Source organism: Arachidicoccus ginsenosidivorans (genome assembly GCF_007971385.1).
Classification (GTDB): Bacteria; Bacteroidota; Bacteroidia; order Chitinophagales; family Chitinophagaceae; genus Arachidicoccus; species Arachidicoccus ginsenosidivorans.
Map to the genome: position 1 here is coordinate 4,468,120 of NZ_CP042434.1, position 24,058 is coordinate 4,492,177.

The following is a 24,058-nucleotide window of genomic DNA, read 5'->3' on the forward strand; positions in this document are numbered from 1 at the left end:
TTGGTATAATGGGTTATAGCGCAAAAAGATTATTGTAATTGACTGATATTTAGGTAACTAAAGCGTGCCGCTGGGTTGTAATTGTCTATATAATATTTCTCTTATGCGTTATTATCGCTATATTTACAGCCTAACTAATTTTTCCACTTTTATCATTTTTCAAGTACATGAAAAAACTGCTACTGGGTTTATTTATCTTGCTGACAGGAGCCCTGACGGCACAGATCACCCCATTATGGCTGCAAAATCCAGCCATTTCACCCGATGGGCAAACCATTGCCTTTGGCTATAAGGGTACATTATATACGGTTAATTCAAGTGGCGGAACGGCTGTTCCGCTGACGCTATTCGATGCGCATAATATGATGCCCGTCTGGAGTCATGATGGACGTTATATCGCCTTTGCCAGTGACCGGTATGGTAATTTTGATGTTTTTGTGATGCCGGCAAAGGGCGGCACGCCCAAAAGGATCACCGAGCATAGTGCCAATGACTTCCCTTATGATTTTACACCAGATAACAAAAATGTTTTATTCAAGTCGTCTAGAAATGCGCCCGCAAAAAGCGTCCGGTTCAGTTCCTCGCTTTTTCCGATGGTTTATACGGTCTCTATAAATGGCGGCCGGCCACTACTGATCAGTGCGGCAGGTATGTCGACAGCTCACTACAATAAAAAGGGCAACGAAATCGTATTTGAAGATATAAAAGGTTATGAGAGTGAACAGCGTAAACATGCAACCTCGGCAGTCACCAGAGATATCTGGGTAATGGATATCCCGCATAAAAGTTATAAAAAAATAAGCGCCTTCAATGGTGAAGATAGGGAGCCACTATTTAGTGCAGATGGCAATAGCGTTTATTATCTGAGCGAAAAAAACGGGACGCAGAACGTGTTTAAACAGGCGGCTGATATTACGGCTACACCTACCCAATTGACTGATTTTACAACAAATCCTGTTAGAAATCTTAGCCTGGCTGATGATAATACGCTTTGTTTTACCTGGAACGGAGAAATCTATACCCTCGCTAATGGTGCAAAGCCCACAAAAGTGGCCATAAATCTGACCAATGATGGTGACGCCGGTATTTCTAAGGAAAAGAAAGTAAATGGAGATATCAGTGAATTCGCGCTCTCTCCTAGTGGCAAAGAAATCGCCTTTGTTTCCAGAGGAGAGGTTTTCGTTACCGCAGTAGAAAACGGGGAAACCAAAAGGATTACCAATACACCACAGCAGGAAAGAATGGTACAGTGGGCACCAGACGGTAGAAGCCTTATCTATGCGACAGAAAGAGGCAATAGCTGGGATATTTATAAGGCTTCAATTGTTCGCAACGAAGAACCTTATTTTTATGCCTCTACTGTTATCAAAGAGGAGCCACTGATTGCCACGGATAAGGATGAGTACCAGCCTAAACTGTCCCCTGACGGCAAAAAAATTGCCTATATTGAGGAGCGCAATATATTAAAGGTCTACACGATTGCCACTAAAAAGACTGTTACCTTATTACCGGAAGGACATAATTACTCTTATGCTGACGGAGACTGGGATTTTAACTGGAGTCCGGACAGTCGCTGGGTCATTGCTGATGACGAAATGGGGTATTTCTCTTCCAGTAATACCGCCTTGATTGCCGCTGACGGAACAGGCAAGATTATGCACCCGGTTAACAGTGGATTTGGGGAATTTAACAGCAAATGGGCACTTGGCGGCAAAATGCTTACCTGGGAAAGCAGTAAACTGGGTAGAAAATCCCTGGCTTCTCAAGGTAGCCAGGAAGTGGATGTATATGGTGTGTTTTTTGACAAAGAAGCCTATGATCAATTTATCTTAAGTAAGGAGGATTACGCCTTGCTGAAGGAAAAAGAAGCCAAACCCGATACCACCAAAGGGGAAGGGAAAAAGGGCACTGCGGCGCTTACGGCACACGACCCTAATAAGAAAAAAGATACGCTCTCAAAAGACAATAAAGATTCAATTTTAAAACTGGATTTTACAGATCTGGATAGGCGCCAGATTAGGCTGACCATCAATAGTTCCTCCATCAGCGATTATGTATTGTCTAATGACGGTTCTAAATTGTATTATCTGGCGGCATTTGAAAAAGGGTTTGACCTCTGGGTTACGGAGCCCAGAACGCATGATACCAAGATTCTGGCTAAATTAAGCGGTTCACCCAGCAGTCTTGAAATGAGTAAAGATGGCAAGAGTCTGTTTTTAAGTTCCCGTGGTGGTTTAATTAAGGTGGATGTTACCTCCGGTAAGGTCAGCCCTATTTCCATTGATGGAAACATGATGCTGGACGCATCCGCGGAAAGAAGGTATATTTTTGAGCATGCCTGGCGGCAAGTCAAAAAGAAACTGTATGCACCCGATATGAATGGGGTAGATTGGGATGGGTATAAAAAGGTCTATGAACGCTTTTTACCGCATATCAACAATAATTATGATTTTGCCCTACTGCTCAGTGAAATGCTGGGTGAGCTGGATGTATCGCATACGGGCGGCAGGTTCTATCCCAATCATGAAAATGCGGATCAAACCGCCTCACTGGGCCTGCTTTATGATGAGACATATACGGGGAAGGGCCTGAAAATTACAGAAGTCATTGCAGGTGGCCCCATTGACCGGACCAAAACCAAAATAAAGGCCGGCGATTTACTCGTACAGATTAATCATCAGCCTATAACAGATAGCATTGACTGGGCCATTTTACTCAACCATCAGGCGGGTAAAAACGTGCTCTTAACCTTTCAGGGAAAAGACGGCAAGACCTGGGAGGAAAAAATAAGGCCGATCACGCTGGCCAAAGAATCAGATCTGATGTATAAACGCTGGACGCGTTTAATGGAAGATATGGTGAATAAACTCAGTGGTGGCAAAATCGGCTATGTACATGTTGAAGGGATGAATGATGGCAGTTTCAGGGAAACCTTCGATAAAGTTATGGGTAAAAACAGAGAGAAACAGGCCTTAATTGTCGATACGCGCTTTAATGGCGGTGGCTGGTTGCATGATGATCTGGTTACTTTCCTTTCAGGAAAGAATTACCTGAAATTTGCGCCCCAGGGCCATGTACTAAAGGGTGGTGAACCGCTCAATAAGTGGCAGAAACCTAGTTGCGTTTTAATGAGTGAAAGCAACTACAGTGATGCTTATATTTTCCCTTATGCTTATCAGGAACTTAAAATCGGAAAACTGATCGGCATGCCTGTTGCGGGCACCGGTACGGCTGTGTGGTGGGAACGCCAAATCGACCCGACACTGATCTTTGGTATTCCGATGGTGGCTACCATTGGCAAGGAAAAAAGACCAACGGAAAGATTACAAATTGAACCGGATATCAAAGTTGCCTTACCCTACGAGGATTTCTTAAATGGCAAGGATGATCAACTGGAAGCAGCCGTAAAAGAAATGCTGAAGGAAGCTGCCAGTTCCAGCTCAAATGTGCAGCAGTAATCTAAGCAGCTGAAAATAATATTGGTTATCATAATAAGAAAATGGCTGGCCGCTAACAGATTTAAGAACCCTTAGCGACCAGCCATTTTTATGTTGTGGCAAAAGATGTTGTGGCAAAAGGAGGTAACTCCTTACTTATTGCAAGCACAATTATGCATAAATGCCACCAGAGACCTCTAAGCGCTGTCCACTGATCCAACCGGCTGCATCTGAACATAAAAAGGCCACGACGCCGCCGATATCGGTAGGAAGTCCTACCCTGCCCAGTGGCGTTTCTGCCGCGATAAATTGGTTAATGTCCTTATTGTCTCTGACGTGACCACCACCAAAATCAGTTTCAATAGCACCCGGTGCAATGGAATTGACCCGGATGCCACGACTGCCAAGTTCCCTTGCCATGTACCGGCTGAGTGAATCTACAGCTGCCTTAGTGGCGCCATAGGCGGATGATCCGGGAAGCGAGAACCTGGCCAGACCAGAGCTTACATTTACGATGGCACCGTGATCGTTTAAAAAAGGCAATGCCTTTTGTGAAAGAAAATAAACCCCTTTAAAATGCAGGTTGACAATCTGATCAAATGCTGCTTCGGTTGTTTGTGCAAATGGTGCATATAAAGCTGTACCTCCGTTATTGATCAGATAATCGAAAGTTGCCTTTTGATAGGTTTGGTTCAGATAGGTACTTAGATTGGCAAAAAAAGCGTCAAACGAATCTGTTTTGCTGGCATCCAGCTGGAAGGCTGCAGCCTTTACGCCTTTTGCTTTAATCAGGCCCACGACCTCTTCTGCCTGCCTTTGATTGCTGTGATAGGTAATGATAATATCTTTTCCGTCTGTTGCCAGGGCGAGCGCCATCTCTCTACCCAGTCCTCTGGAGCCTCCTGTAATAAGGGCGATTTTGTTGTTAACTGCTGTCATTTTTGTATCAATTTATTGTTGTATTATTGAATCATTTGATAACGCAAAGGTCTATAATAACTACCTTTGGTTGTTTGCAATATTCAAAGGGATGCTTGCAAAAATCAAATATTTTTAAAAAAGACGCGCCGAAAACAATAATGGTTATGACCTGTATATACTTGGACTGGTTCCGGTATGTTTTTTAAAGAAATTGGAAAAATGTGCAGTTTGTTCAAAACCAAGAGTATAGGCAATTTCAGATATATTGAGTGTCGATTGCCTGAGCAGAATTTTGGCCTCCTGGATAATCCGACCACTGATAATATCTGTGGTGGATTGGCCGGTAAGGTCTTTAATGATTTTATTGAGATGGTTGACATGAATGGCCAGGCGGCTGGCAAAATCCCCGGCAGTTCTAAGCAAAAGTTTTTCACCGCCAGCAGTTGAAAATTGCCTTTCCAGCAGTTCTATAAAAAGAGATAAGATGCGCTCTGCCGCATTTTGTGGCCTTCGATTGCTATTTTGAGGTTGTAATTGCTGCCCATAGTGGATCAGCTCCATTACATAATTTCTGATCAGATCGTATTTATAAGGATAATCCGTTAGAATCGCCTGTTGCATTTTCGTAAAAACAGGATGGATCTCCTTGAAATGCGCCTCAGATAATTCAAAAACCGGTGTACCGGACGCTTTAAAAATGGGTAGTTCATCTAGTTGCACAGCGCTGTTGCCCTGCATCAAAAAATCTTTTGTGAAGATGCAAAAATCGCCGTCTGGCTCATTTAAGGGAATCCAGTGGTAAGGCACCTTAGGCGTCGCAAAGAGTAAACCGTATTTTTCTATCTGGATGACCTTATCTGCATATTCAGCCCTGTTTTTGCCTTTTATACAACTGATCTTGTAATAAGCTCTGCGGTTATAGGGCATAACGCTGTTATCCTTGGCATTTTTATAGGTCTCACGGATATTAAAGATGTTAAAGTGTCCCACCTCCTTTTGTATATCAGGCGGCAGTAACTCTGTTAAAGACTGACCGGTGATACCGGCAATCTCCTGATAAAAGCCTTCCAGCGATGTTTCTTTAATGGTCGTCATAGCTACCAAATTTACTAAGAATTCCTGACGGAGGTATAGATGGGTAGATATCTAGTAAAAAATTACCTTGTATTAGCAGCGAGGCCTGCAGCCTGCAACTTTTCAAAAGCGGTGATAACCCCTGGCACGATAGGTGACTGGGCCATATAATCCGCCAAGGAAAAATAGCGCAACTCCCCTATTTCGCTAGAGGCCTTGTAAGGCAGGTCCGAAGGCCCTTGAAAACAATCTTGTTCCATAATGATCCCTTCCTTTTCGCCAAAGGCTGGCGCTGTAATGTGAAACAAGGGGGTCAGATCTGTCTTCAGTAGTGTTACGCACAATTCCTCTTGGATTTCCCGGATTAAGGCCTCTAGTGGGCTTTCTTCAGGATCAATTTTACCCCCTGGCAAATACCAGGCGCTTTTATGCTTGCTAAAGGCTAACAGTAACTGCTTATTCTGATAAACAATCAGTCCCGCTGTATGGATGACTTTAGCGTTGTAAAGGTGGGTTTCCATTTGATCTGAGCTGTTTTTTAAAGTCATGGAGCGGTATATTAAAAATTAAGTTTGTGTCTATTATGTGAAAATCCAGTGCATGGCGATATCTAATGGGCACTTTTTGTTTGGGACCTTCAACATAGTGGTGGCTGCAAAATTAGAAAAGTTGCATCAAATGCGGCGGGCTTGGTACAAAATGTTGCTGTAAATGCCCAGTTATACCACCCCCCTTAACCTTCATTTGGCCGCAGCGGTACTTTGCTACAAGTTTGCTACGGGCTGGCATGGCATTGGCGGCTGGTACTATTAGAAAGGGTTGGATTAAATATTTGTTTTTGTAATATAAAAGGAATAAAATGGAAAGTAGTGCATATTTAAAAGGAAAGAAAGTGGCTATCCTGTCAGAAACAGGATTTGAGCAGTCTGAACTGCTCAGCCCTAAAAAGGCCTTAGAAGACGTAGGTATTACAGTGGAGATTCTTTCCACTGGAAAAAAGACCATTCGGGGCTGGGATCACGGTGACTGGGGGACAGAATTAAAAGTAGACCAAGATGTGGCTGGGGCGGATGCCGATCAGTATATAGCCCTTGTATTGCCAGGCGGTGTAATGAATCCCGACAAGCTCAGAACACACCAAGAAGCAGTAGCTTTTGTCAAAAAATTCAGTGAAGCAGGCAAACCAATTGCTGCTATTTGTCATGGCCCGCAAACACTCATTGAAACCGGTTTATTGGAAGGCAAAGAGCTGACTTCCTACCCTTCCATTAAAACGGATCTGATCAATGCAGGAGCCAAATGGACCGATCAACAGGTGGTAGTGGATGGTTTTTTGATTACCAGCAGATCACCTGAGGACTTGCCGGCCTTTAATGAGAAGTTAATTGAACAACTCGCAGCAGGCCGTCAAAAAGACATTAATTAAATCGTCTCTTGTAAATAAATTGTCCTTATTTCGGGTTATAGGTGAGCAGCCTTTGTCCTATATTTTATAAGATTTAAGGCTGCTTTTTATTGAAGAAGTCCTTGATGCTTTTTCCAACCAGTTCGAATGCATCCAGACTTCTGTTAAGTGGGCTCAGATTAATTTCCTCATAATTGTCATCACCTGTAAGCACCCCTTCTTGTTTAGGGAAAATGATAATTTTGCTGATTTGTTCAAAATATTTGTCAAGTTTATAATGCAAGTGATCTTGTACACCCATATAGGACACAGACCCATTTCTGGCGGATACCACTACGAATAAATCTTCTGGTTTAACAAAGCGGGTGAAACTGACAAAATTGTCCCAATCTTCAAAATTGTGGTGAAAATAGGAGATGTTGACGCCCATTTTGTGGATCTTCTGTTTAAAAGCGCTATGCGTGTGGGTGTGACCATAATGGAATATAGGTACTGTTAATTCTTCGGCCAGGCGGATGACTTTGCGAACCCATAAATCAAACCCTTTTTCCAGCTCTGCCAGTGGTGGGGAGGCCAGCACGATTCTTTTATTGGTAACCAGCGGAGCGGATAATCGGCAGATAAAAAGGTTTTTATCCACACTACGAATAATACCTTCCATTTTTTCTCCAATAAATAAATCCAGCATACGCGCCCTATTGGGCCAACTGGTAATGACCAGGTCGGCCATGGATTCCTTGGCAACCCTGGCGATCCCGCTGGCTGCATTATGATCCAGTGTCGTAATTATATTTGCCTTCACTTCCGTAGCGGATGCCATAGTGATAAATTCATGGAGTTTATTGCGGGATTTAAGGATGTTTTCTTCTGCTGCTTCATTATTGGGCACTACAGACAAGATCGTCACCGGTTCATCCGATTTTTTATTTTTGATCAACAAAGCCAGTTCCAGTAATTTCTCAAATTTGATGGCCTTGGAGGCCGTGACTATAATATTCTCCCTATTGGAGGTCTCTTTTTCCTCACTGACAAGATCCCGGGTCTCGTTTTGAATCAAAATAGCTTTGGCCGATCTTTCGGTGACCAGTGAAGAGACAATACAGGTAATCAAAATGAGAATAATGGTACCATTTAAGATATTCTCATCCAGGATTTTTGCCTCATAACCGACTAAAATAACCGCCAAGGTGGCTGCGGCGTGGGATCCGCTAAGACCGAAAATAATACCTCTTTGATCTTTTGATAATTTGAAAATATGCTGGGTGGACCAGGCGGCAAGCCACTTGCCGACGATGGCAACCAGCGATAAAGTCCCTGCTACAACCAGCGCCATAGGGCCCGCTGTGATGACTTTAATATTTACTTGCATACCCACTGCGATCAAAAAAAAGGGGATAAAAAGTGAATTGCCGATAAATTCAATCCGGTTCATTAAGGCTGAGGATTCCGGGATCAGTTTATTGAGCGCCAGACCGGCTACGAAAGCACCAATAATGGGTTCCAGGCCGATCACCTGCGACAAAAAAGCGGCAAAGAATACGACTGCCAATACAAAAATGTAGTGGGCATGCTTTTCACTTTCCATTTTCTGGAAAAACCATTTGGCAATTCTGGGGATCACCAAAAACATGAAAGCAGAAAAGAGCAAAATGGAAATACCCAGGGTGATAAAAAACTCCTCCGAAAGGCCACCTCTGGATTTACCCAAAATGACGGCTAATATAATCAACACGGCAGTATCCGTCAAAATCGTTCCTCCTACAGTCAAAGCCACGGAAATGTTTTTAGAGACACCGAGTTTGCTGACAATTGGGTAAGAAACAAGCGTATGGGTGGCAAACATACTGGCGGTTAAAAAACTGGCATTAAAATCATATCCAAGGATATAGCGGCAGACCGGGTAGCCGATAATCAGTGGCAGAAAGAAGGTAAAAGCGCCAAATATCAGGCTTTTGTTGCGGTGTTTCTTAAACTGTTGTAAATCAAGTTCAAGCCCCGCTATAAACATAATATACAGGATGCCTATGGTAGAAAAAAGATGAATAGCAGAATCATTGGCAATGATATCAAGTCCTTTTGGGCCGATGATCACACCAGAGACAATAAGGCCGATAATGCCGGGCAGATTGAATCTTTTTAGCGCTATGGGCGCAAAAAGAATGATCAAAAGGATTAGGGAAAATATGAGAACCGGACTAGATAAGGGTAATTGAAATTCTTTAATGAGATTATGAAAAATTTGCTGCATGCAGGGTTTATTCTATGGTTAAATACTAAGGGTCAATATGTTGGTTTTCGCTATGTTTTACCATCTTTTTTTGGCAACCGACTTAATGGAAGGTTGAATCGTTATCAATTTTAATCAAAGATAAAGGTAGGTAATAAGCATAAAAAATACGGCATTTTTAAAGGTTAAATTGGAAGTTTTTCGTTGTTTTTTCGCAGAAAGATGGCTAAATAAATAAAAAATCCAATATTATTAGTACCATCTTTTTGCTGGATCTATCCGTCAATCTGTGTTGGTTGTATAAATGAGTCTTTCAAAAAATGGCTTGCTTCTAGTGTTAAAGTTTCAAGAAAATGAGCTTCGGAGCATTTTTTGTATCATAGTCTGTATATCTAGGTTTAATAATTTCAAAAATGCAATGATGATGAATAATGTGAAAAATACCCATTGGAAACTTTTTTTGACCGCTCTGGTTCTTTTCTTTGCGCTTAGTTGCGGTAGCGGCAAGGGCCCCCAGCACTTAAATGATAACCCCAATGATATGGGTATGCCAGATAGTGCAACAATCAGCGACAGTCCAATGCCTGGTCAACCAAGTGGTTATAATCCGGCTGGCACGAGTCATCCTACTGACACGGCGAATGGTGCGGTAGTGGACAGCACGACAAAAGGGAAATTTCAATAACAGCCATTAATTGTCGGTATAAGCGCAAAAAAAAGTGCCCCCGAAGGGAGCACTTCCTCATCATAACAGCATAAACGCTATTTTTTGATAAATTGAGTGGTATGTCCGGCGCTGTCTTTTATAAAGTAAAGGCCTGTAGCGAGTCTCTCAACCGACACTTGCTGTGTAGCTGATTGAACTTTTTGCGTCATTTGTAACTTGCCACTATTGTTATAAATGTAAATTGTCCCAGTCATACCACTGATGGTAATTTTATCTGCTGCTGGGTTGGGATATACATGAATGTTCTTTTTTCCCTCAAATTGAATGGTTTTAATATCACTAAAAGCACTGACTGCATTTTTAAGATCTTGCCTTAAACGGTAATAATTAATTCCTGCCATTGGCTGAAGATCCATAGCTGTGTAGTAAAGCGGACTGGTGCTATTGCCACCATTTGCCTGACTTGGAATAAAAGCAATTTGCTGCCAGCTCTTCCCGTCTTTGCTTCTTTCAATGCCAAACCCTTTACAGTTATTTTCAGTCAGACTCTCCCAGTTAAATTGTACCTGCTGTCCGGCTATATTGGCCTTAAATCCAGTAATAGCAACAGGTAATGCAGCCTCGGTACTACCAATGGTAAAAGGGCTGAATTCATCACTCTCAATGGTTGCCTGCAGAATTTGAGGATCTTTTTCCTGAATAAAGACCCCACCCAGATTATGCCATTTATGATCCGAACCGTAGTGGGCTATCACCGCGTGCTCTGGCAAAGAATTGGTATAGTCTTGTATGGTGACAAGACCCTTTAAGTCTCCACTGGTGCGTTCAAAATTCCAAAAGCGATGCTGATCGACGCTGGTCAGATTTTCTGGATCATCACCGGCGAGGTCAAAGTCCGAATAGCCCTGATCAGAATAGCTTACCGCAAAGGAGCCGCCAGAGCCACCAGTGGGTGCAAATTCAATATATTGCGCCCCTGCAGTTTCTGATCCTACTGGGAAAGTATAGCTGCCGCTGCTGGGTACATTATTTACCACCAAGGTGCCGTTAATATAACCGTTGCCACCACTTAAATCTATATTTGCATTTGCAGCGTCAAGGGTGAGTGTTTTGCCTGCCCCCATAATAATGGCCCCATTACCCAGGTTTAATGTATTGCTTATGGTGATATTTTGGTCAATCTCAATGGGTGCGGGGCTCGGATCGCTGCCAAAGTCAATGCCATCAATAGTTAGATTGCCTGAGGTACTTTCCAGGGTGAAAGGCTTGCCTGGTTCAATGGTTTGATGCAGGACATCCGACACGGAAATGATTTTTCCGCCTACCCCAACAATGCTTTGTGCCCGAGCCATTTTTGTCATGCCAGGAGCGGTTTGGACAATGTCATCGATGTAGACAATCGCGGTATCAACGGGGGCAAACCCAGGATATTTACTGTTATCAATCGCATTAATAGCAGTATTTGGCAGCCAGGCTGAATAATCCACGCCGTTTATACCGCCGGTAATCTGATGATGACTACCATTATTATCATAAGAGGCCGTACCACCATACTTAGCGGGGATCAGATCGGCGTAACCGGGCTCCCCTGCCTGCTGGTCTATGGGTTGAATGGTTTCGGTATTCCAATTATTACCATTGAAGTCCAGGGTATTTTCGCTAGATCTGTTTTCTACATCTGTATACCAGTTGGCGGAAAAATTATTGTAATTGGCGGTGATATTTTTCGTGGCGCCAGCAGAGAGTTCATAAAGCAATACTCCTGAGGTCCAGTTATCTTTTATGTTGTTATGCGTGATGACCGTATTATCACAAGTATTTACCAGTTGGATCCCGGTTCTGTTGAAAAGAATGTCGCAACTGTCAATAATAGTTCCATTGGTATGATTGATGTAAATCCCACTGCGGTTTCCGGTAACCAGTAAGTGCTGCAACACGACACCTTCCGGTCCCTGAATATGAATCCCTTGGTTTTTTACATTGGTGGCAAACTCCGTGATATTATTGCCTTCACGTGTAACCATAAGATGTGTTACATGCACATTTTTGGCCATAATAATTAAGGTGTTTTCACTTCCGCTATTGGGGCCTGACAGTATGGTTGTGTCCACGCCATATTGCAAAGCACCACTGAGTTTTAAGCCCTCCTTATTTATATTGATATCTTCCCTATATACCCAGGGGCTGGCGTACAAGGAATCATTAATGCTGGCAGCATTAATGATTCCTGTAAGGTGGCATACCTGAACTGCTCTGCGGTAGTAGAAGCGGCCTCTTTAGTGACATTGATCACAGGCGTCTTTAATATAACCCGGGCGATATGTTGATCATTTTGTTGATCAAATATCTGTTGCTTTGCCGCCTGGGCCTGGTAATAGGTCATATTAGCACAGATAACGCCTGCACCTTCAGGTCCCACTTTGAAAATATTATGGGTCGCATCAATATCGGTCTGCCAGTAATCTGTATTGGTGGCAGGTAACCCAGTATACTCCGGAAATGCTGATGTCAGATCTGTGGAAGTGACGCCGCCATGGTTATCCAGATAAATAGCCTTGCCAATACTGGCAGCAAATACATTTTCATGGTCTTTTTGGCCAATAGTAAAAGGATAAATAGTGGCGTCCTGACTGTCATGATTATATAATGCAATGGCCGTTCCTGCCCCTTGCTGGCTATTGCCATTAAAAATATTTCCTGTGACGCTGCCCCCAATGGCGGCATCACCATGTCCACTGCTTGAGCTGAGGTCTTTGGTGTTAAAAGTGATATCGCGGAACGTGGTAGAATTGGCGTCAGGCGTAAAGGTATTGTCCTCAATGGAGATATTAGAGAAGTTCTCCACGCTGATGGCCCAATTATGATTGGTAAATTGATTGTTTTTAATCACAGCCGGCATAAAATCAAAATTGTCTTTTATGCGCAGGGAAGAGGTGTATTGACTGCCCATGGCCCCATTGAAGGTATTGTTTTCAATGTCCACCAGGCCGTTTTTGCTTTCTGGGGTGGCTATTTCCAGCCCGCCGCCATTGAAATGGTTGTTTTGGATATTGATGATACCGTTTTTAAAAAACCGGATAGTCAAATCCTGATTTAAAGTTTGTAAGGTATTATTCAGAAACTGGCCGGTGCAGACATCTGCACTTAAACCTGAGCGAAAAATAATGTTATTACTTAGGTCTGCATCCACCGTATTTCCTTCAAAATAGACGCCGTGATCCCCTCCTGCTCTATAGGTAGCGTAATTGATACTAAAGGCGTTTCTGAGCCCATAAGCACCAGCGAAGTCACCGGTTGACTTGTAGGGGCTGACATGGTTACCAACGATAGAAATCGTATCCATCGAAGCACTGGAGGCAATAACAGCACTATTAATTTTTGACAGATCTACATGGAAATCCAGATTTTTAATCAGCACATTGTTTGCACTGATATCGATGATGGAAGATTTGCCTGTGGCGGTACCTGTAAAATCAAGCAATGGTTTTGCGCTCTGGAAAGCAGCGTCGCCTTCAAGGGTTAAGGGTTTGTCGATTATGACCTGTTCATTAAAACCGGTGCCCGATACAACTAAGTGGTCGCCGCTTGTGGCCTGACTAACAGCCTGGCGAATACTTGGATAATAAGTCTCGGCAGTGGTGTTAAATACGTTGTTGCCAGTAGAAATGGAAGTTATATCATGACAATATATATCATAGTCCACGCCTGGATTTTGTGCGTTTAATGGGTATGCCGGATCGTAGTTATAACCCTGCAATATAACATGATGCAAGTTTTGGATATCCGCTGAAGAAACGTTGAGTTGTTTATCTGCCACCGTGTATGTTGTCTGGTGGGTCGATGGATCTATTTTTATATTTAATGTATACCACTGGTCATATTGAAAATCAGTAGGCAATCCAAGGCTTATCCATGTATCTGTCTGGTCGTCAAATCCCTGAAATCTGGGCTGGTAATTAGTGCCGCCCGCTGGATCATCTGAGCTAAATTCCAGTACCGGATAAGTTTCGCTTATGGTGCCATCTGCCTTGGCGCCTGCTGCCCAGAGCCCGGCCATTCTTTTATGGGTGTCGGCCCAGCTGGCTGGAATGTAAAGATTTGCACTTATTTCAAGGGTGCCATCAGGTAAGATGAGAGAGCGGCCCTGTGTGTTGTAAAATGCGTCATTTGGGCTTCTGGTAAGTGCTCCGTCTGCACTACTGATGCTTTCTTTCAGCGCAGTGGCGTAAGTGGCTGGCGCTGTCGTAACCGTAAAAGAATTGGGCGCATACCGGTCCGGATACCAGCCGTTAGGTGCCTGGTCACTTAGTAACACAGGTGCTTTGTCAAATATGTGTGTGTTGATGTACTGCCCAATGACAGGACTTGTGAGTGTCATCAACAAGCCAACCACCAATAGAGAAATTAAAGGTTGTTTGAGGTTTGTAAGCAGTGTAAATTTTGTTTTCATAAAGAAATTTGTTTGGTGAAAAAATAAAATGGTTCTTTTGGAATTTATATTCCAATATATATGTAATAATAAATAAGTGCACACAAAATCCCCCCATTAGGGATATGATCCCTATTTCAGGTAAGCCTTAGCGAGTGCTGGTAGAGCAGGGTTAGCTGAAGGTTTGTCAACAGCTAATACCGGCTAATCATGCCTGCCTTAAGTATTTATATTTGATAAAAGCTTATCCTCCCACTACTGGTTTGGATGTAAAGTGATTCGTAGACTGCTTGTAGTTTTGTTTCATTAATTGCAACAGTTTTTATAATAAATGGTCACCCGGATGAATTTAAAACTTGCATTTGCCAAGTGTCATCCGACAGGGTCCGAAATTTCGTCAAAAAGGTGTTGGTGGTTGGACAGTATCGCTTAGAAGTCTTTTCCAGTCGTGTCCAGTAGCATAAGGGTATCTACATTTGCATGTAGTTGCTAAATTGGAAACTAAGGTAACGGAAATTTTAGCGAAGATGCGACAATTTGTAAGCGGTTCAGAAATTACACGAATAAGGGATTGATAATCATGTAAGGATTTTTTACATATGAATAGTTATTGTCAGAATGTGACAATATCTGAAGCGAAAATGACCCGTACATTTTCTTTTTGGGTGGGTTTAGGTTTTGACGGGAAATAGTAAAGCCAGTGCTTTAGATGTTAGATGTTTGATCGCATTAATATGATTCCCAGTAACAAAAGCAAGCCGTAGACGATTTTAAAAAAAATGCCGGTCGTGAACTGTTTATTGAGCCATCTACCCAGATAGATAGCTGGTATGGCGCTGGGAAGCGCAATCCAAAAGTAATGCAATACTTGAGCTGTTACCATTGATTTGGCAATAAATCCTACTAAGGCAAAGGTGCTGGCAGGCAAAAAATAGGCCTGCAGGGTTGCCCTGAAATGCGCTGCCGACCAGCCTTGTTTATCTCCATAATAGACCAGTGGTGGCCCGTTAAGGCCATAGGCGCCTCCAAGAAGACCCGATAGAAATCCCATTAGATATAACAGACCAGTGCGCCTCTTTTGCGTAATTTGACCATTTTGGCTATGTTGTTTGCTTTGGCGCGGTTTTTTAAAAATGGAATAAATAGAAAACAGGCAGATAAGCAGGCCTAATGCGATTTTGGTGACGTCTTCCTTTAATTGCAGCATCAGATAAAGGCCAAGCGGAATACCTGGTAAAGCAGATATAATTAACCATTTGGCCTGCTGAAAATGGATATGCTGATGATCCTGCAAGACAACCAGCAGCGCTATGGCGATAGACAGCATGATGGCTAGTGGTACGGCTACCCGAAGGGGCAGTATCAGCGCTAGTAAGGGCAGAGCCACCAGCGCCTCTCCAAACCCAAAAGTGGAGCGGATAAAAGAGGAGAAAAAGCTGATCAGTATAATGGCTATCGTCAGATCCATATCTATATGGAAATAGCCGTTTTTTGTGAGGACAAAAAACGGCTATTTAAAAATAAAAAATTAAATATCAAATTTAAATATCAAGTAAAAAATCAGCTAAACGCTGGCTACCAGTATTAAGCCTCACAGCTTTTACAACTAACCAGATTGGTGACCATTTCCTTAGACACACTTTGGCTACGTTGGTAATAAATTGTTTTGACGCCTAATTTCCAGGCTTCGATAAATAAGCGGTTTACTTCTTTGATCGGAAGATTGGACGGGATATTTACATTCAGGCTCTGTGACTGGTCTACATACTTTTGGCGGATAGAGGCTTGTTGTATGATTTCCAGCTGACTGATTTCCTTAAAGGTTTTAAACACCTCTTTTTCTTCAGCGCTTAATTCATTTAGATGTTGTACACTGCCATGGTTGAGCATAATGCTTCTCCAGGTGTCTTCGTTGTCAATACCTTTTTCTTCCAGCAATTTTTTCAGGTATTTGTTCTTGCGCATAAAGTTACCCTTAGAGAGGCCCACCTTATAATAATTGCTGCTGAATGGTTCAATGCCCGGAGAAGTCTGTCCCAAAATAGCGGAAGAAGACGTAGTTGGTGCAATGGCCATAAGGGTGGTATTTCTTTGGTTGTATCCCTGTAGTAATTCAGGTTCACCATAAATCCAGGCCAGATCGCGGCTGGCTTTCACGGCTTTTTCACTGATATCTTTAAAGATAGTGGTCGTTAGTTGCTTAGCCTGCATTCCTTCAAATGGAATCATATTCTTTTGCAGATAAGAATGCCAACCCAGGGCGCCCAGTCCCAATGCCCGGTGCCTTTTTGCAAACTTATGTGCGGCTTCCAGATAAAAATTGTCTTCAGATTTAACAATAAATTCCTGCAGGACGGCATCTAAGAAGAAAACGGCCAGTTTTACGGCGTCCGTATCTTTCCATTCATCATAAAGCTCCAGGTTCATGGAAGCCAGGCAGCAGATGAAGGATTCATCTTCTGTGGAAGGCAGCATGATCTCTGAACACAGATTGGAGGCATGGATGGTCAGGTTTTTGTCTTTATAAACCTGCGGTCTGTTTTTATTGACATTGTCGGAGAAAAACAGATAAGGTAATCCTTTTTGTTGACGACTTTCTAGTACTTTAGCCCAGATCTCTCTTTTTTTCGTATCTCCATCGATCATTTCCTGCATCCAGTAATCAGGAATGCAGACACCAAAGAACAGGTTCTGGATGGGGTGACCAATATCTTTGATGGACAAAAATTCCTCAATATCGCCATGATCTATATCCATATAGGCTGCAAAGGCGCCTCTACGAACACCACCTTGAGAAATGGTATCCATGGCTGTATCAAAGAGCCGCATAAAGCTGACAGCACCGGTGCTTTTGCCGTTGTCTGTAATAGAGCTGCCCCTTTCACGCAGACCACCAAAATAGGCGGAAGTCCCCCCTCCTAGTTTGGTCTGCATGATCACTTCTCCTAGTTTGTGGGTGATCCCTTCAATGTTATCAGGAATATGCACATTAAAGCAGGAGATCGGGAGGCCTCTTTCCGTACCCATATTGGCCCAGATCGGGGAGCTCAGGCTCATCCATCCTCTTTCAACAATTTCTTTGAAGGCCTCTTTTAACTCGGGTTTATACAGACGCTGAGCAACTGCGGAACAAATTCTTTCGATCGCTCCTTCTACCGTCTCACCTTTCAGCAGGTAGCCACTGTTAAGAATTCGCTCACTTTCCTCATTTTTCCACCAGAGCTTTTCATGTTCATAATTCTGTATTAAGGCTGGTGCCTTGGGTTCAGCATTTGCTGTGGCTTCTTCAAATAAATTGGTCATGTGCATTCGGTTTTATATTGTACACAAATATGGTTTTCTTAGTATAATCTCAAAATTAATTAGAATAAATCATTCGCTGAGATACTCTTGTCGTGTTTTGTATAATCTACAGGACGTTTTGCAAAAAAGTCATCCAGCGTGTTGGAGAATACTTCTTCTTCAAACCATACCATAGGTGCTATTTCTTCGGCGGTTACGTTAAAAATGGCCGGAATGCCAATTTTAACCAGGCTTTCATCGGCTCTTTTCTTCATGAAATTGGCCAGGTCGTGTTTATTGATAATATCGATTTCTCCGGCACTGAATATCCAGTCCAGAATGCGTTCCTCTGTTTCGATGGACTTTTTGACCAGACTGCGCACCTGATCGAGGTGCTCAGCGGTGAAGATTTCCGGATATTCTTCTCTGAGTTGGTTGACCAGGTAAATGCCCGCATTGGCATGAACCTGTTCGTCCACTGAAGTCCAGGCAATGATATTGCTGACATTTTTCATCAGCCCTTTAAATCGGGTAAAGGCCAGAATTACGGCAAACTGGCTGAAAAGGCTGACGTTTTCAATCAGGATGCTAAACATAATCAGGGAGGTAACGTATTCTTTCTGATCAGTGGAACCTGCAGTTTGGAGCGCCTCAGACAAATAAGCGATACGTTCGCGCATAACCGGGACTTTCAGCAGGTTTTCAAAATAATTGTTATAGCCCAGTACTTCCAGCAGACGGGAGTAGGCTTCTGAGTGGCGGAATTCACATTCTGCAAACGTAGAACCCAGTCCGTTGATCTCTGGTTTTGGGAAATGATGATAAAGATTACCCCAGAAGGACTTCACGGCTACTTCTATCTGCGCGATAGACAGCAAACTGTTTCTGATGGCATGTTGTTCCGCCTCATTTAAGCTAGAATGAAAGTCCTGGGTGTCAGCGGTAAAATCTACCTCTGAATGCACCCAAAATGAAGTATTGATCGCCTGCGTAAACTTAAGTATTTCCGGATACTCAAAAGGCTTATACGCTACTCTTTTATCAAAAAGTCCCATAATGTAAAAAAATTAAAGTGTGAATAAGCTTCCTGTATCATTCAAATTATGATGCAAAACAAAATAACAAATGACTAAGGGGTTGAACTGATTTTTCAGAACAAAGTCAAAGTTCATCATTCAGAACAAATTATTTGATTAAAGAAATCAACAGGTGTGCATAATAAACTATTGTTATTATATACCTTATGATAAATATGTCTTTACACATAATCTAAATATTATTATATAGGGTTTCTGGTTGGAAATGGGGCTAGTTTGGTCCGGTTTATTCACAAAAGGCGGTCCCAGGCTCCAATAAAAAAAATTACGGAAAAATAGGTTTTATTCGTATGTTTAATTTTAGTTATGTGAATACTTTTAGTTGGAAGATGACTGGTATAGGTAGGCTGATTGTTTATCCCAAATCCTGATAATGGTAATCGCGGTTGTTTTAAAAAAAATTTAAGATATATGTAGCGTTTTTAATTTGTGCGGCGTTTTCGGTTAAACCTATTTATTTATGAGAAAATTTTCAATGTTATTCATTGCAGGAACTTTACTATTGGGCGCCTGTTCTAAGGATAAGGTGCAAACGCTTCCATTAATAGTGCCAAGTGTGACTGGAACCTGGGCTTTTAATGGGTTTGTCGGTTACGAGGCGGCGCTTGTTCAGACTGACTTTAAGATTTATGAAGATTCTATTGTCTATACAGATGATATGCAGTACTATTTTATAAATAACGGTGATACAACCGATTGGGGACATTTTTCACTAGGCCGGGACAGCGCCATAAATGGGAATGGACAAATGCAACGCTATGACAGCATTGTTTACCACTCTGAAAATTCTGCAAAGCCGATTACAAATGATGCTACTAAGCCTGATATGTTTTATTTTAATTTGAAGGGTAATTTATTGTCAATGAGCACACTTTACTTAAAAGATAGTTCGACGACAAAACTCTATCATACCTATATCCGTAAATAAGCATTTTTCCCACTGCATTAAGGTAGGCAAGTGCTTGGTAGCCTGCTAATTGTGTTGCATTTTTTGATGCAGCCAAAAAGCGCTCCTGATTATCAGGAGCGCTTTTTTGGTGAAATTTAATGGCTGTAATAAAAATACTTCTTTTTACAGTCCTCCCCCGTTTGCGCCCGTGCTCCCCTGCTCCTTCTGCCCTTTGCGCTACCGCTAAGCGTTCTTTGTTTTTGTACGGACTTATTTATAACTGACGAGGTTGTCCTTATTTTCGTTAGCCAGTCCTTAAAACTGGCTATTTGATATTTTTTTTGATCTGTAACCTTTTCGCTATTGGAAGTCTCCAATAGAACAAACAGCATAAAAAACTAAAATAATGACAAGTCAAAATCAACAAACGGCCTTAAGTGGCGTTTTCAACCTCCTAAAGTTCACCTTTGTGATTGTGCCCATTGTAGCCGGGGCAGATAAATTTGTGGACCTGCTGACCAATTGGGATCTCTATCTAAATCCGGGCCTTGCCGGCATTATTCCCTTTAGCGCCCATACGTTTATGATGATCGTGGGCGTCATTGAAATTGTTGCGGGGATCATTGTACTTAAGAAACCCGAGATTGGTGGGCTTATTGTCGCAGCCTGGTTAGCCTTAATTGCCCTAACTTTACTAGCAGGACTGCAGTTTTTGGATGTGGCTGTCCGTGATCTGGTCATGGCTATTGCCGCATTTTCAATGGCAAGAATTTCTAAAATTATTCAGTAGTTCATCATGGTAGATTCAAAGGCATATGCGGATCAGGAGGTGATTTCAAGAGTGCTTACAGGTGAAAAGGCATTTTTTGAAATCATTGTCAGGAGGTTCAATGCAGCGCTCTATAAAGTCGGGCGAGGATATGGATTTGACTTAGAGGATACAAAAGATCTGATGCAGGAAACATTTATTAATGCTTACCAGCATCTGAAAAGTTTTGAGGGGCGTTCCAGCTTTCAAACCTGGCTGATCCGCATCATGCTCAATAACTGTTACCGGAAAAAACAAAAGCAGGTACACGGATTATACGGGCAGCAGCTTGTAACACTGCAAAGTGGTGAAGAGGGTAATTGGAGAGATGCTCACAACAATACAGATAGATTTATGCAAAGAAGAGAACTGGCCCATATAATTGAACAGGCACTCTCAAAGGTTCCTTATGCGTACAGGGTTGTATTTACACTTCGTGAAATCAATGATCTGAGTGTGGCGGATACCGCTGGTTTACTGGGGATAAGTGAGGGCAATGTGAAAGTTCGGTTGAACAGGGCTAAGGCGATGCTCAAAAATGAAATATCTAAAGTATACGCGCCCTCAGATCTTTTTGAGTTTAATCTGATCCATTGTGATGAGATTGTGGCAGGCGTCATGGGTGAAATCCTGGCAGGATGATGGAAGGTAGCTCCTAATAAAAGGGCGATCACGTGGATTTTCATAAAACCAGGATGGCTGGTGTTATTTTTACCGCTGATAGCTGGGTTGAATTTTTGAAGCGTTGGAACGCATTGGGTCTCGGTTTGCTCAATTAAACAGCCTGCGTTGTATCTTTTTTTTGATACGCGCAGGCTGTATTTGTCATTTTATTTTTTATTTTTTTAATTTTCTTTCAGGCTGGCCATATCTATTACAAAGCGATATTTTACGTCTCCTTTTAATAAACGCTCATAGGCTCCATTGATTTGCTCCATCCTTATCATCTCAATGTCAGAGGTGATATCGTGCTGCCCGCAAAAATCCAGCATTTCCTGGGTCTCTTTTATTCCTCCGATCATGGATCCGGAAAAGCTTTTCCGGCCCGGGATTAGGCTAAATGCCGCTACTGGCAGTGGATGTTCAGGTGCCCCCACAAGCGTTAGGGAGCCATCTCTTCTAAGCAGACTCAGGTATGCATTAATGTCATGCTGCGCAGAAACACAATCCAAAATAAAATGGAGGGTGCCTGCGTTCTTTTGCATTTGCTCCCTATCGGTTGACAGGATCACTTCGTCAGCCCCCAGCCTTTTGGCGTCTGCTATTTTGAGGCTGAAGTTGTGATAACCACCGTGTGAGCGCCCATTGCTTTGGCTATTTTTACCCCCATGTGACCCAGACCGCCTATGCCAACAATGCCGACTTTTTTGCCCGGCCCCACCTTCCAGTGTTTTAAAGGCGAATAAGTGGTAATGCCTGCACAAAGTAATGGCGCTGTCCCAGCTAAATTAAGATTTGACGGTATTTTCAATACAAAATCCTGGTCAACCACAATGCGTTCAGAATAGCCACCGAATGTTTGATGGTGCAAATGCTTGTCTTGTCCGTTATAGGTCTGAACATTACCGTTTTCGCAATATTGTTCCAATCCCTCCCTGCAACTGTCACAGGTTCTGCAGCTGTCTACCAGGCAGCCTACGCCCACCAAATCACCGATTTTATATTTGGTTACTTCCGTGCCAATTTTGCTGACCTTGCCAACGATTTCATGGCCGGGGACATTGGGGTAGATTGTGCCTCCCCATTCGTTTCGGGCAGTATGCAGATCTGAATGGCAGACACCACAATACAATATGTCTATTTCCACGTCGTTTGCGGTGACTTCCCTGCGATCTATCTGCATCTGGTTTAAAGCAGCCTCGGGCGCTTCAGTGCCAAATGCTTTAACAGAAAATGTATTCATCTTTTTTTAATTTATCAGGTTATAATCTTTCGTAATCTATCGTTTCAAGAATTTGAGGCCATAAAAGTAGGGTATTATAAAGTTAAAGATTTTTGAATTTATACCTTAACCCCGCTTTAAGACGCATCCGCTTATCCTATAGGGGCCTTAAAGAAGCGCATGCTTTGAATCCACGAGCATTAAAGGACTTCTAAGCCCCATCGTTTCTTATGGGGTAGTATGATAGTAGTATACTACCTGACCAGAAAGGCAAGGAAGTTTACATATTACTTTTGATGCACCTGAGCGTACTGTGTGTTTGTTACTGGCGACAGCCAGGTGACGCTATTGCCATTTTGGATATTGGAAATGGCGATGTGAACTAGTTTCTCCCCTTCGGACGCACCGTGCCAGTGTTCAACATCTTTAGGGATAGCCACTGTACTGCCTTTACGGATAATTTGAGCGGGTTGCCCCTTTTGCTGATACCATCCTGTGCCTTCCAGAACAAGTAATACCTGTCCTATGGGATGCGTATGCCAGTGGGTCCTGGCGCCAGGACTAAAGGTCACCTGACCAACGTTATATAAATTTTCCACCTTTTCAGGGGAGACCAGAGATTGTACATGCACTTCACCCGTGAACCACTCAGCTGGTCCTGGATTGCCTAAAGGAAATATGGATTTGTCCTGTGTTATCATTGTGTATATTTTATTTTAATTATTTTGAATTTAGCGACTCGCATCCACTCAAATTTATGCATTTATTTGAGGATGACTTGTATGTTGAGTGCTTTTGGCCTTTGTACAATAATGCGGTTTAAAAAGTGTACTACTTTTCAGTTACTTTAATTAGCCTACTTCCCTACTCTATTCATTAGGTGTTCAGGGTATCTGGCACCGGTAAGTTCTATCTTAGAATAGGCCGTTTCAATGTTTTGTAAATCCTCGCTGGATAAAGTAATGCCCACCGCACCGATGTTTTCCTTTAAACGGTGGAGCTTCGTCGTACCTGATCTTGCCTTCCTGAATTAAATCCTGGATCGTGCCTGCTACCGCTTCAATAGGCACACTGGTGTCGACACGGTGCTGATAAAATAAATCGATATAATCAGTTTATAGATTTTTCAGGGAATTTTCTGCCACCTGCCGAATCCTTTCTGGCCGGCTATCCTGGCCTTTAGTGGAATCGCCATCTTTAAAACCAAATTTTGTGGCAATCAACACTTTGTCTCTAAAAGGCATTACTGCTTTGCCCAGTAACAGCTCATTGCCCTCCTGACTATAAGCTTCAGCCGTATCAAAAAAGCTTACTCCTTGGTTGAAGGCTGCCTGTATTAATTCAATGGCCTCTTTCTCGTTAGTTGCCTTTCCGTAACCAAAGGTGAGGTCCATGCATCCCAGACCAAGTTCGGAAACTTCCAGTCCGCTGTTGCCTAATTTTCTTGTTGTCATTATCTTGCGTTTTTTTGTTTAAATACTATTTAATTACGTTCTATTGGCAAAATCTGTAAAAAAGTAGCCGCTTTGCCTGAAGATGCTATCATTCGCCGTAATACTGCTGCCATCGCCACACTGAGTATGTTTAATTCAGGTGAAGTCAGACGTAACGGTTTTGAGAATTCACAAACTAATATCATCCAGCAGCGGCTGAAACGGGCCGCAGCAGCCAGAACACAAGAGGCGAGTGGTGGAAAGGTCCAATACGAAGGGGTGGACAGTTTAACGGGTGAACAAATTGCCAAGACCCCCACGGATCTGTACCCGGAAGGATTTGTCTATTATTACAGAACGCATGCGCATCCCAATTCCACTTTTTTGTATACCACCAGCAGCCTGATGGATTTAATGGCTTGGGATTGCACAGCTGGGGCGAGGACTTTGTATTACCGCCTGTTACCGCTGAATATAACAGTTGTCAAGTTTCCTTGGCCTGCTTGA

19 protein-coding genes and 1 pseudogene are annotated in these 24,058 nt (G+C 42.7%); 7 read left to right on the forward strand and 13 right to left on the reverse strand.

Annotation, left to right across the window (positions count from 1 at the left end):
* Positions 1-167: 167 nt before the first annotated feature.
* The gene (locus FSB73_RS17885; RefSeq protein ID WP_146785322.1) at positions 168-3,458 is read left to right on the forward strand and encodes a S41 family peptidase; all 3,291 of its coding nucleotides are present in this window, start codon (positions 168-170) and stop codon (positions 3,456-3,458) included.
* Positions 3,459-3,608: 150 nt separating this feature from the next.
* On the opposite strand, the gene FSB73_RS17890 is transcribed toward FSB73_RS17885, so the two are convergent.
* From FSB73_RS17890 to FSB73_RS17900, 3 genes are all read right to left on the reverse strand, one after another.
* Positions 3,609-4,376 carry an SDR family NAD(P)-dependent oxidoreductase gene (locus FSB73_RS17890; protein WP_146785325.1) on the reverse strand — a complete coding sequence of 256 codons (768 nt, stop codon included), beginning with the start codon at positions 4,374-4,376 and terminating at the stop codon, positions 3,609-3,611.
* Positions 4,377-4,520: 144 nt separating this feature from the next.
* Positions 4,521-5,453, reverse strand: coding sequence for a helix-turn-helix domain-containing protein (locus tag FSB73_RS17895; RefSeq protein WP_146785328.1), 933 nt, complete (start codon positions 5,451-5,453; stop codon positions 4,521-4,523).
* A gap of 62 nt (positions 5,454-5,515) precedes the next feature.
* Positions 5,516-5,980: an NUDIX hydrolase gene (locus tag FSB73_RS17900; protein ID WP_225974136.1), complete on the reverse strand. Its 465-nt coding sequence runs from the start codon at positions 5,978-5,980 to the stop codon at positions 5,516-5,518.
* A 311-nt stretch (positions 5,981-6,291) separates the two neighbouring features.
* On the opposite strand from FSB73_RS17900, the gene FSB73_RS17905 reads away from it, so the two are divergent.
* Positions 6,292-6,858: a type 1 glutamine amidotransferase domain-containing protein gene (locus tag FSB73_RS17905; protein WP_146785331.1), complete on the forward strand. Its 567-nt coding sequence runs from the start codon at positions 6,292-6,294 to the stop codon at positions 6,856-6,858.
* A 73-nt stretch (positions 6,859-6,931) separates the two neighbouring features.
* Here FSB73_RS17905 and FSB73_RS17910 read toward each other — a convergent pair whose 3' ends face one another.
* Complete coding sequence (locus FSB73_RS17910) at positions 6,932-9,085, reverse strand: cation:proton antiporter (protein ID WP_146785334.1); 2,154 nt, start codon at positions 9,083-9,085, stop codon at positions 6,932-6,934.
* Positions 9,086-9,482: 397 nt separating this feature from the next.
* Between FSB73_RS17910 and FSB73_RS17915 the strand changes: the two genes are divergently transcribed.
* On the forward strand, positions 9,483-9,749 hold the full coding sequence (locus tag FSB73_RS17915) for a hypothetical protein (protein ID WP_146785337.1): 267 nt from the start codon (positions 9,483-9,485) through the stop codon (positions 9,747-9,749).
* A gap of 77 nt (positions 9,750-9,826) precedes the next feature.
* Here FSB73_RS17915 and FSB73_RS17920 read toward each other — a convergent pair whose 3' ends face one another.
* The 5 genes from FSB73_RS17920 to FSB73_RS17940 all read right to left on the reverse strand — a co-directional run bounded on the left by FSB73_RS17920 (position 9,827) and on the right by FSB73_RS17940 (position 18,497).
* Positions 9,827-11,926: a T9SS type A sorting domain-containing protein gene (locus FSB73_RS17920; RefSeq protein ID WP_146785340.1), complete on the reverse strand. Its 2,100-nt coding sequence runs from the start codon at positions 11,924-11,926 to the stop codon at positions 9,827-9,829.
* Entirely contained in the window at positions 11,884-14,181 is a 2,298-nt protein-coding gene (locus FSB73_RS17925; protein WP_146785343.1) for a right-handed parallel beta-helix repeat-containing protein, read from the reverse strand. The genes FSB73_RS17920 and FSB73_RS17925 overlap by 43 nt, the downstream gene beginning before the upstream one ends.
* A gap of 691 nt (positions 14,182-14,872) precedes the next feature.
* A complete protein-coding gene (locus FSB73_RS17930; protein ID WP_146785346.1) occupies positions 14,873-15,628 on the reverse strand; it encodes a sulfite exporter TauE/SafE family protein in 756 nt (251 codons plus the stop codon).
* A 116-nt stretch (positions 15,629-15,744) separates the two neighbouring features.
* Entirely contained in the window at positions 15,745-17,463 is a 1,719-nt protein-coding gene (locus tag FSB73_RS17935) for a ribonucleoside-diphosphate reductase subunit alpha (RefSeq protein ID WP_146785349.1), read from the reverse strand.
* A gap of 59 nt (positions 17,464-17,522) precedes the next feature.
* Positions 17,523-18,497, reverse strand: coding sequence for a ribonucleotide-diphosphate reductase subunit beta (locus tag FSB73_RS17940; RefSeq protein ID WP_146785351.1), 975 nt, complete (start codon positions 18,495-18,497; stop codon positions 17,523-17,525).
* 502 nt (positions 18,498-18,999) lie between these two features.
* On the opposite strand from FSB73_RS17940, the gene FSB73_RS17945 reads away from it, so the two are divergent.
* The 3 genes from FSB73_RS17945 to FSB73_RS17955 all read left to right on the forward strand — a co-directional run bounded on the left by FSB73_RS17945 (position 19,000) and on the right by FSB73_RS17955 (position 20,878).
* The gene (locus tag FSB73_RS17945) at positions 19,000-19,467 is read left to right on the forward strand and encodes a hypothetical protein (RefSeq protein ID WP_146785354.1); all 468 of its coding nucleotides are present in this window, start codon (positions 19,000-19,002) and stop codon (positions 19,465-19,467) included.
* A gap of 367 nt (positions 19,468-19,834) precedes the next feature.
* Positions 19,835-20,218 (forward strand): hypothetical protein, encoded by a 384-nt coding sequence (locus FSB73_RS17950; protein WP_146785357.1) that lies wholly within the window; start codon positions 19,835-19,837, stop codon positions 20,216-20,218.
* Positions 20,219-20,224: 6 nt separating this feature from the next.
* Positions 20,225-20,878 (forward strand): sigma-70 family RNA polymerase sigma factor, encoded by a 654-nt coding sequence (locus FSB73_RS17955; RefSeq protein ID WP_146785360.1) that lies wholly within the window; start codon positions 20,225-20,227, stop codon positions 20,876-20,878.
* Between the two features lie 203 nt (positions 20,879-21,081).
* Here the strand turns inward: FSB73_RS17955 and FSB73_RS27320 are convergent, their stop codons facing one another.
* From FSB73_RS27320 to FSB73_RS17970, 4 genes and pseudogenes are all read right to left on the reverse strand, one after another.
* Positions 21,082-21,468, reverse strand: a complete 387-nt coding sequence (locus tag FSB73_RS27320) for a zinc-binding dehydrogenase (protein WP_317132807.1) — start codon at positions 21,466-21,468, stop codon at positions 21,082-21,084.
* A 29-nt stretch (positions 21,469-21,497) separates the two neighbouring features.
* A complete protein-coding gene (locus FSB73_RS27325) occupies positions 21,498-22,139 on the reverse strand; it encodes an NAD(P)-dependent alcohol dehydrogenase (protein WP_317132808.1) in 642 nt (213 codons plus the stop codon).
* 266 nt (positions 22,140-22,405) lie between these two features.
* The gene (locus FSB73_RS17965; RefSeq protein WP_146785363.1) at positions 22,406-22,819 is read right to left on the reverse strand and encodes a (R)-mandelonitrile lyase; all 414 of its coding nucleotides are present in this window, start codon (positions 22,817-22,819) and stop codon (positions 22,406-22,408) included.
* A 228-nt stretch (positions 22,820-23,047) separates the two neighbouring features.
* Positions 23,048-23,572, reverse strand: a pseudogene (locus FSB73_RS17970) (aldo/keto reductase).
* A gap of 72 nt (positions 23,573-23,644) precedes the next feature.
* On the opposite strand from FSB73_RS17970, the gene FSB73_RS17975 reads away from it, so the two are divergent.
* A complete protein-coding gene (locus FSB73_RS17975) occupies positions 23,645-24,058 on the forward strand; it encodes a hypothetical protein (protein ID WP_225974137.1) in 414 nt (137 codons plus the stop codon).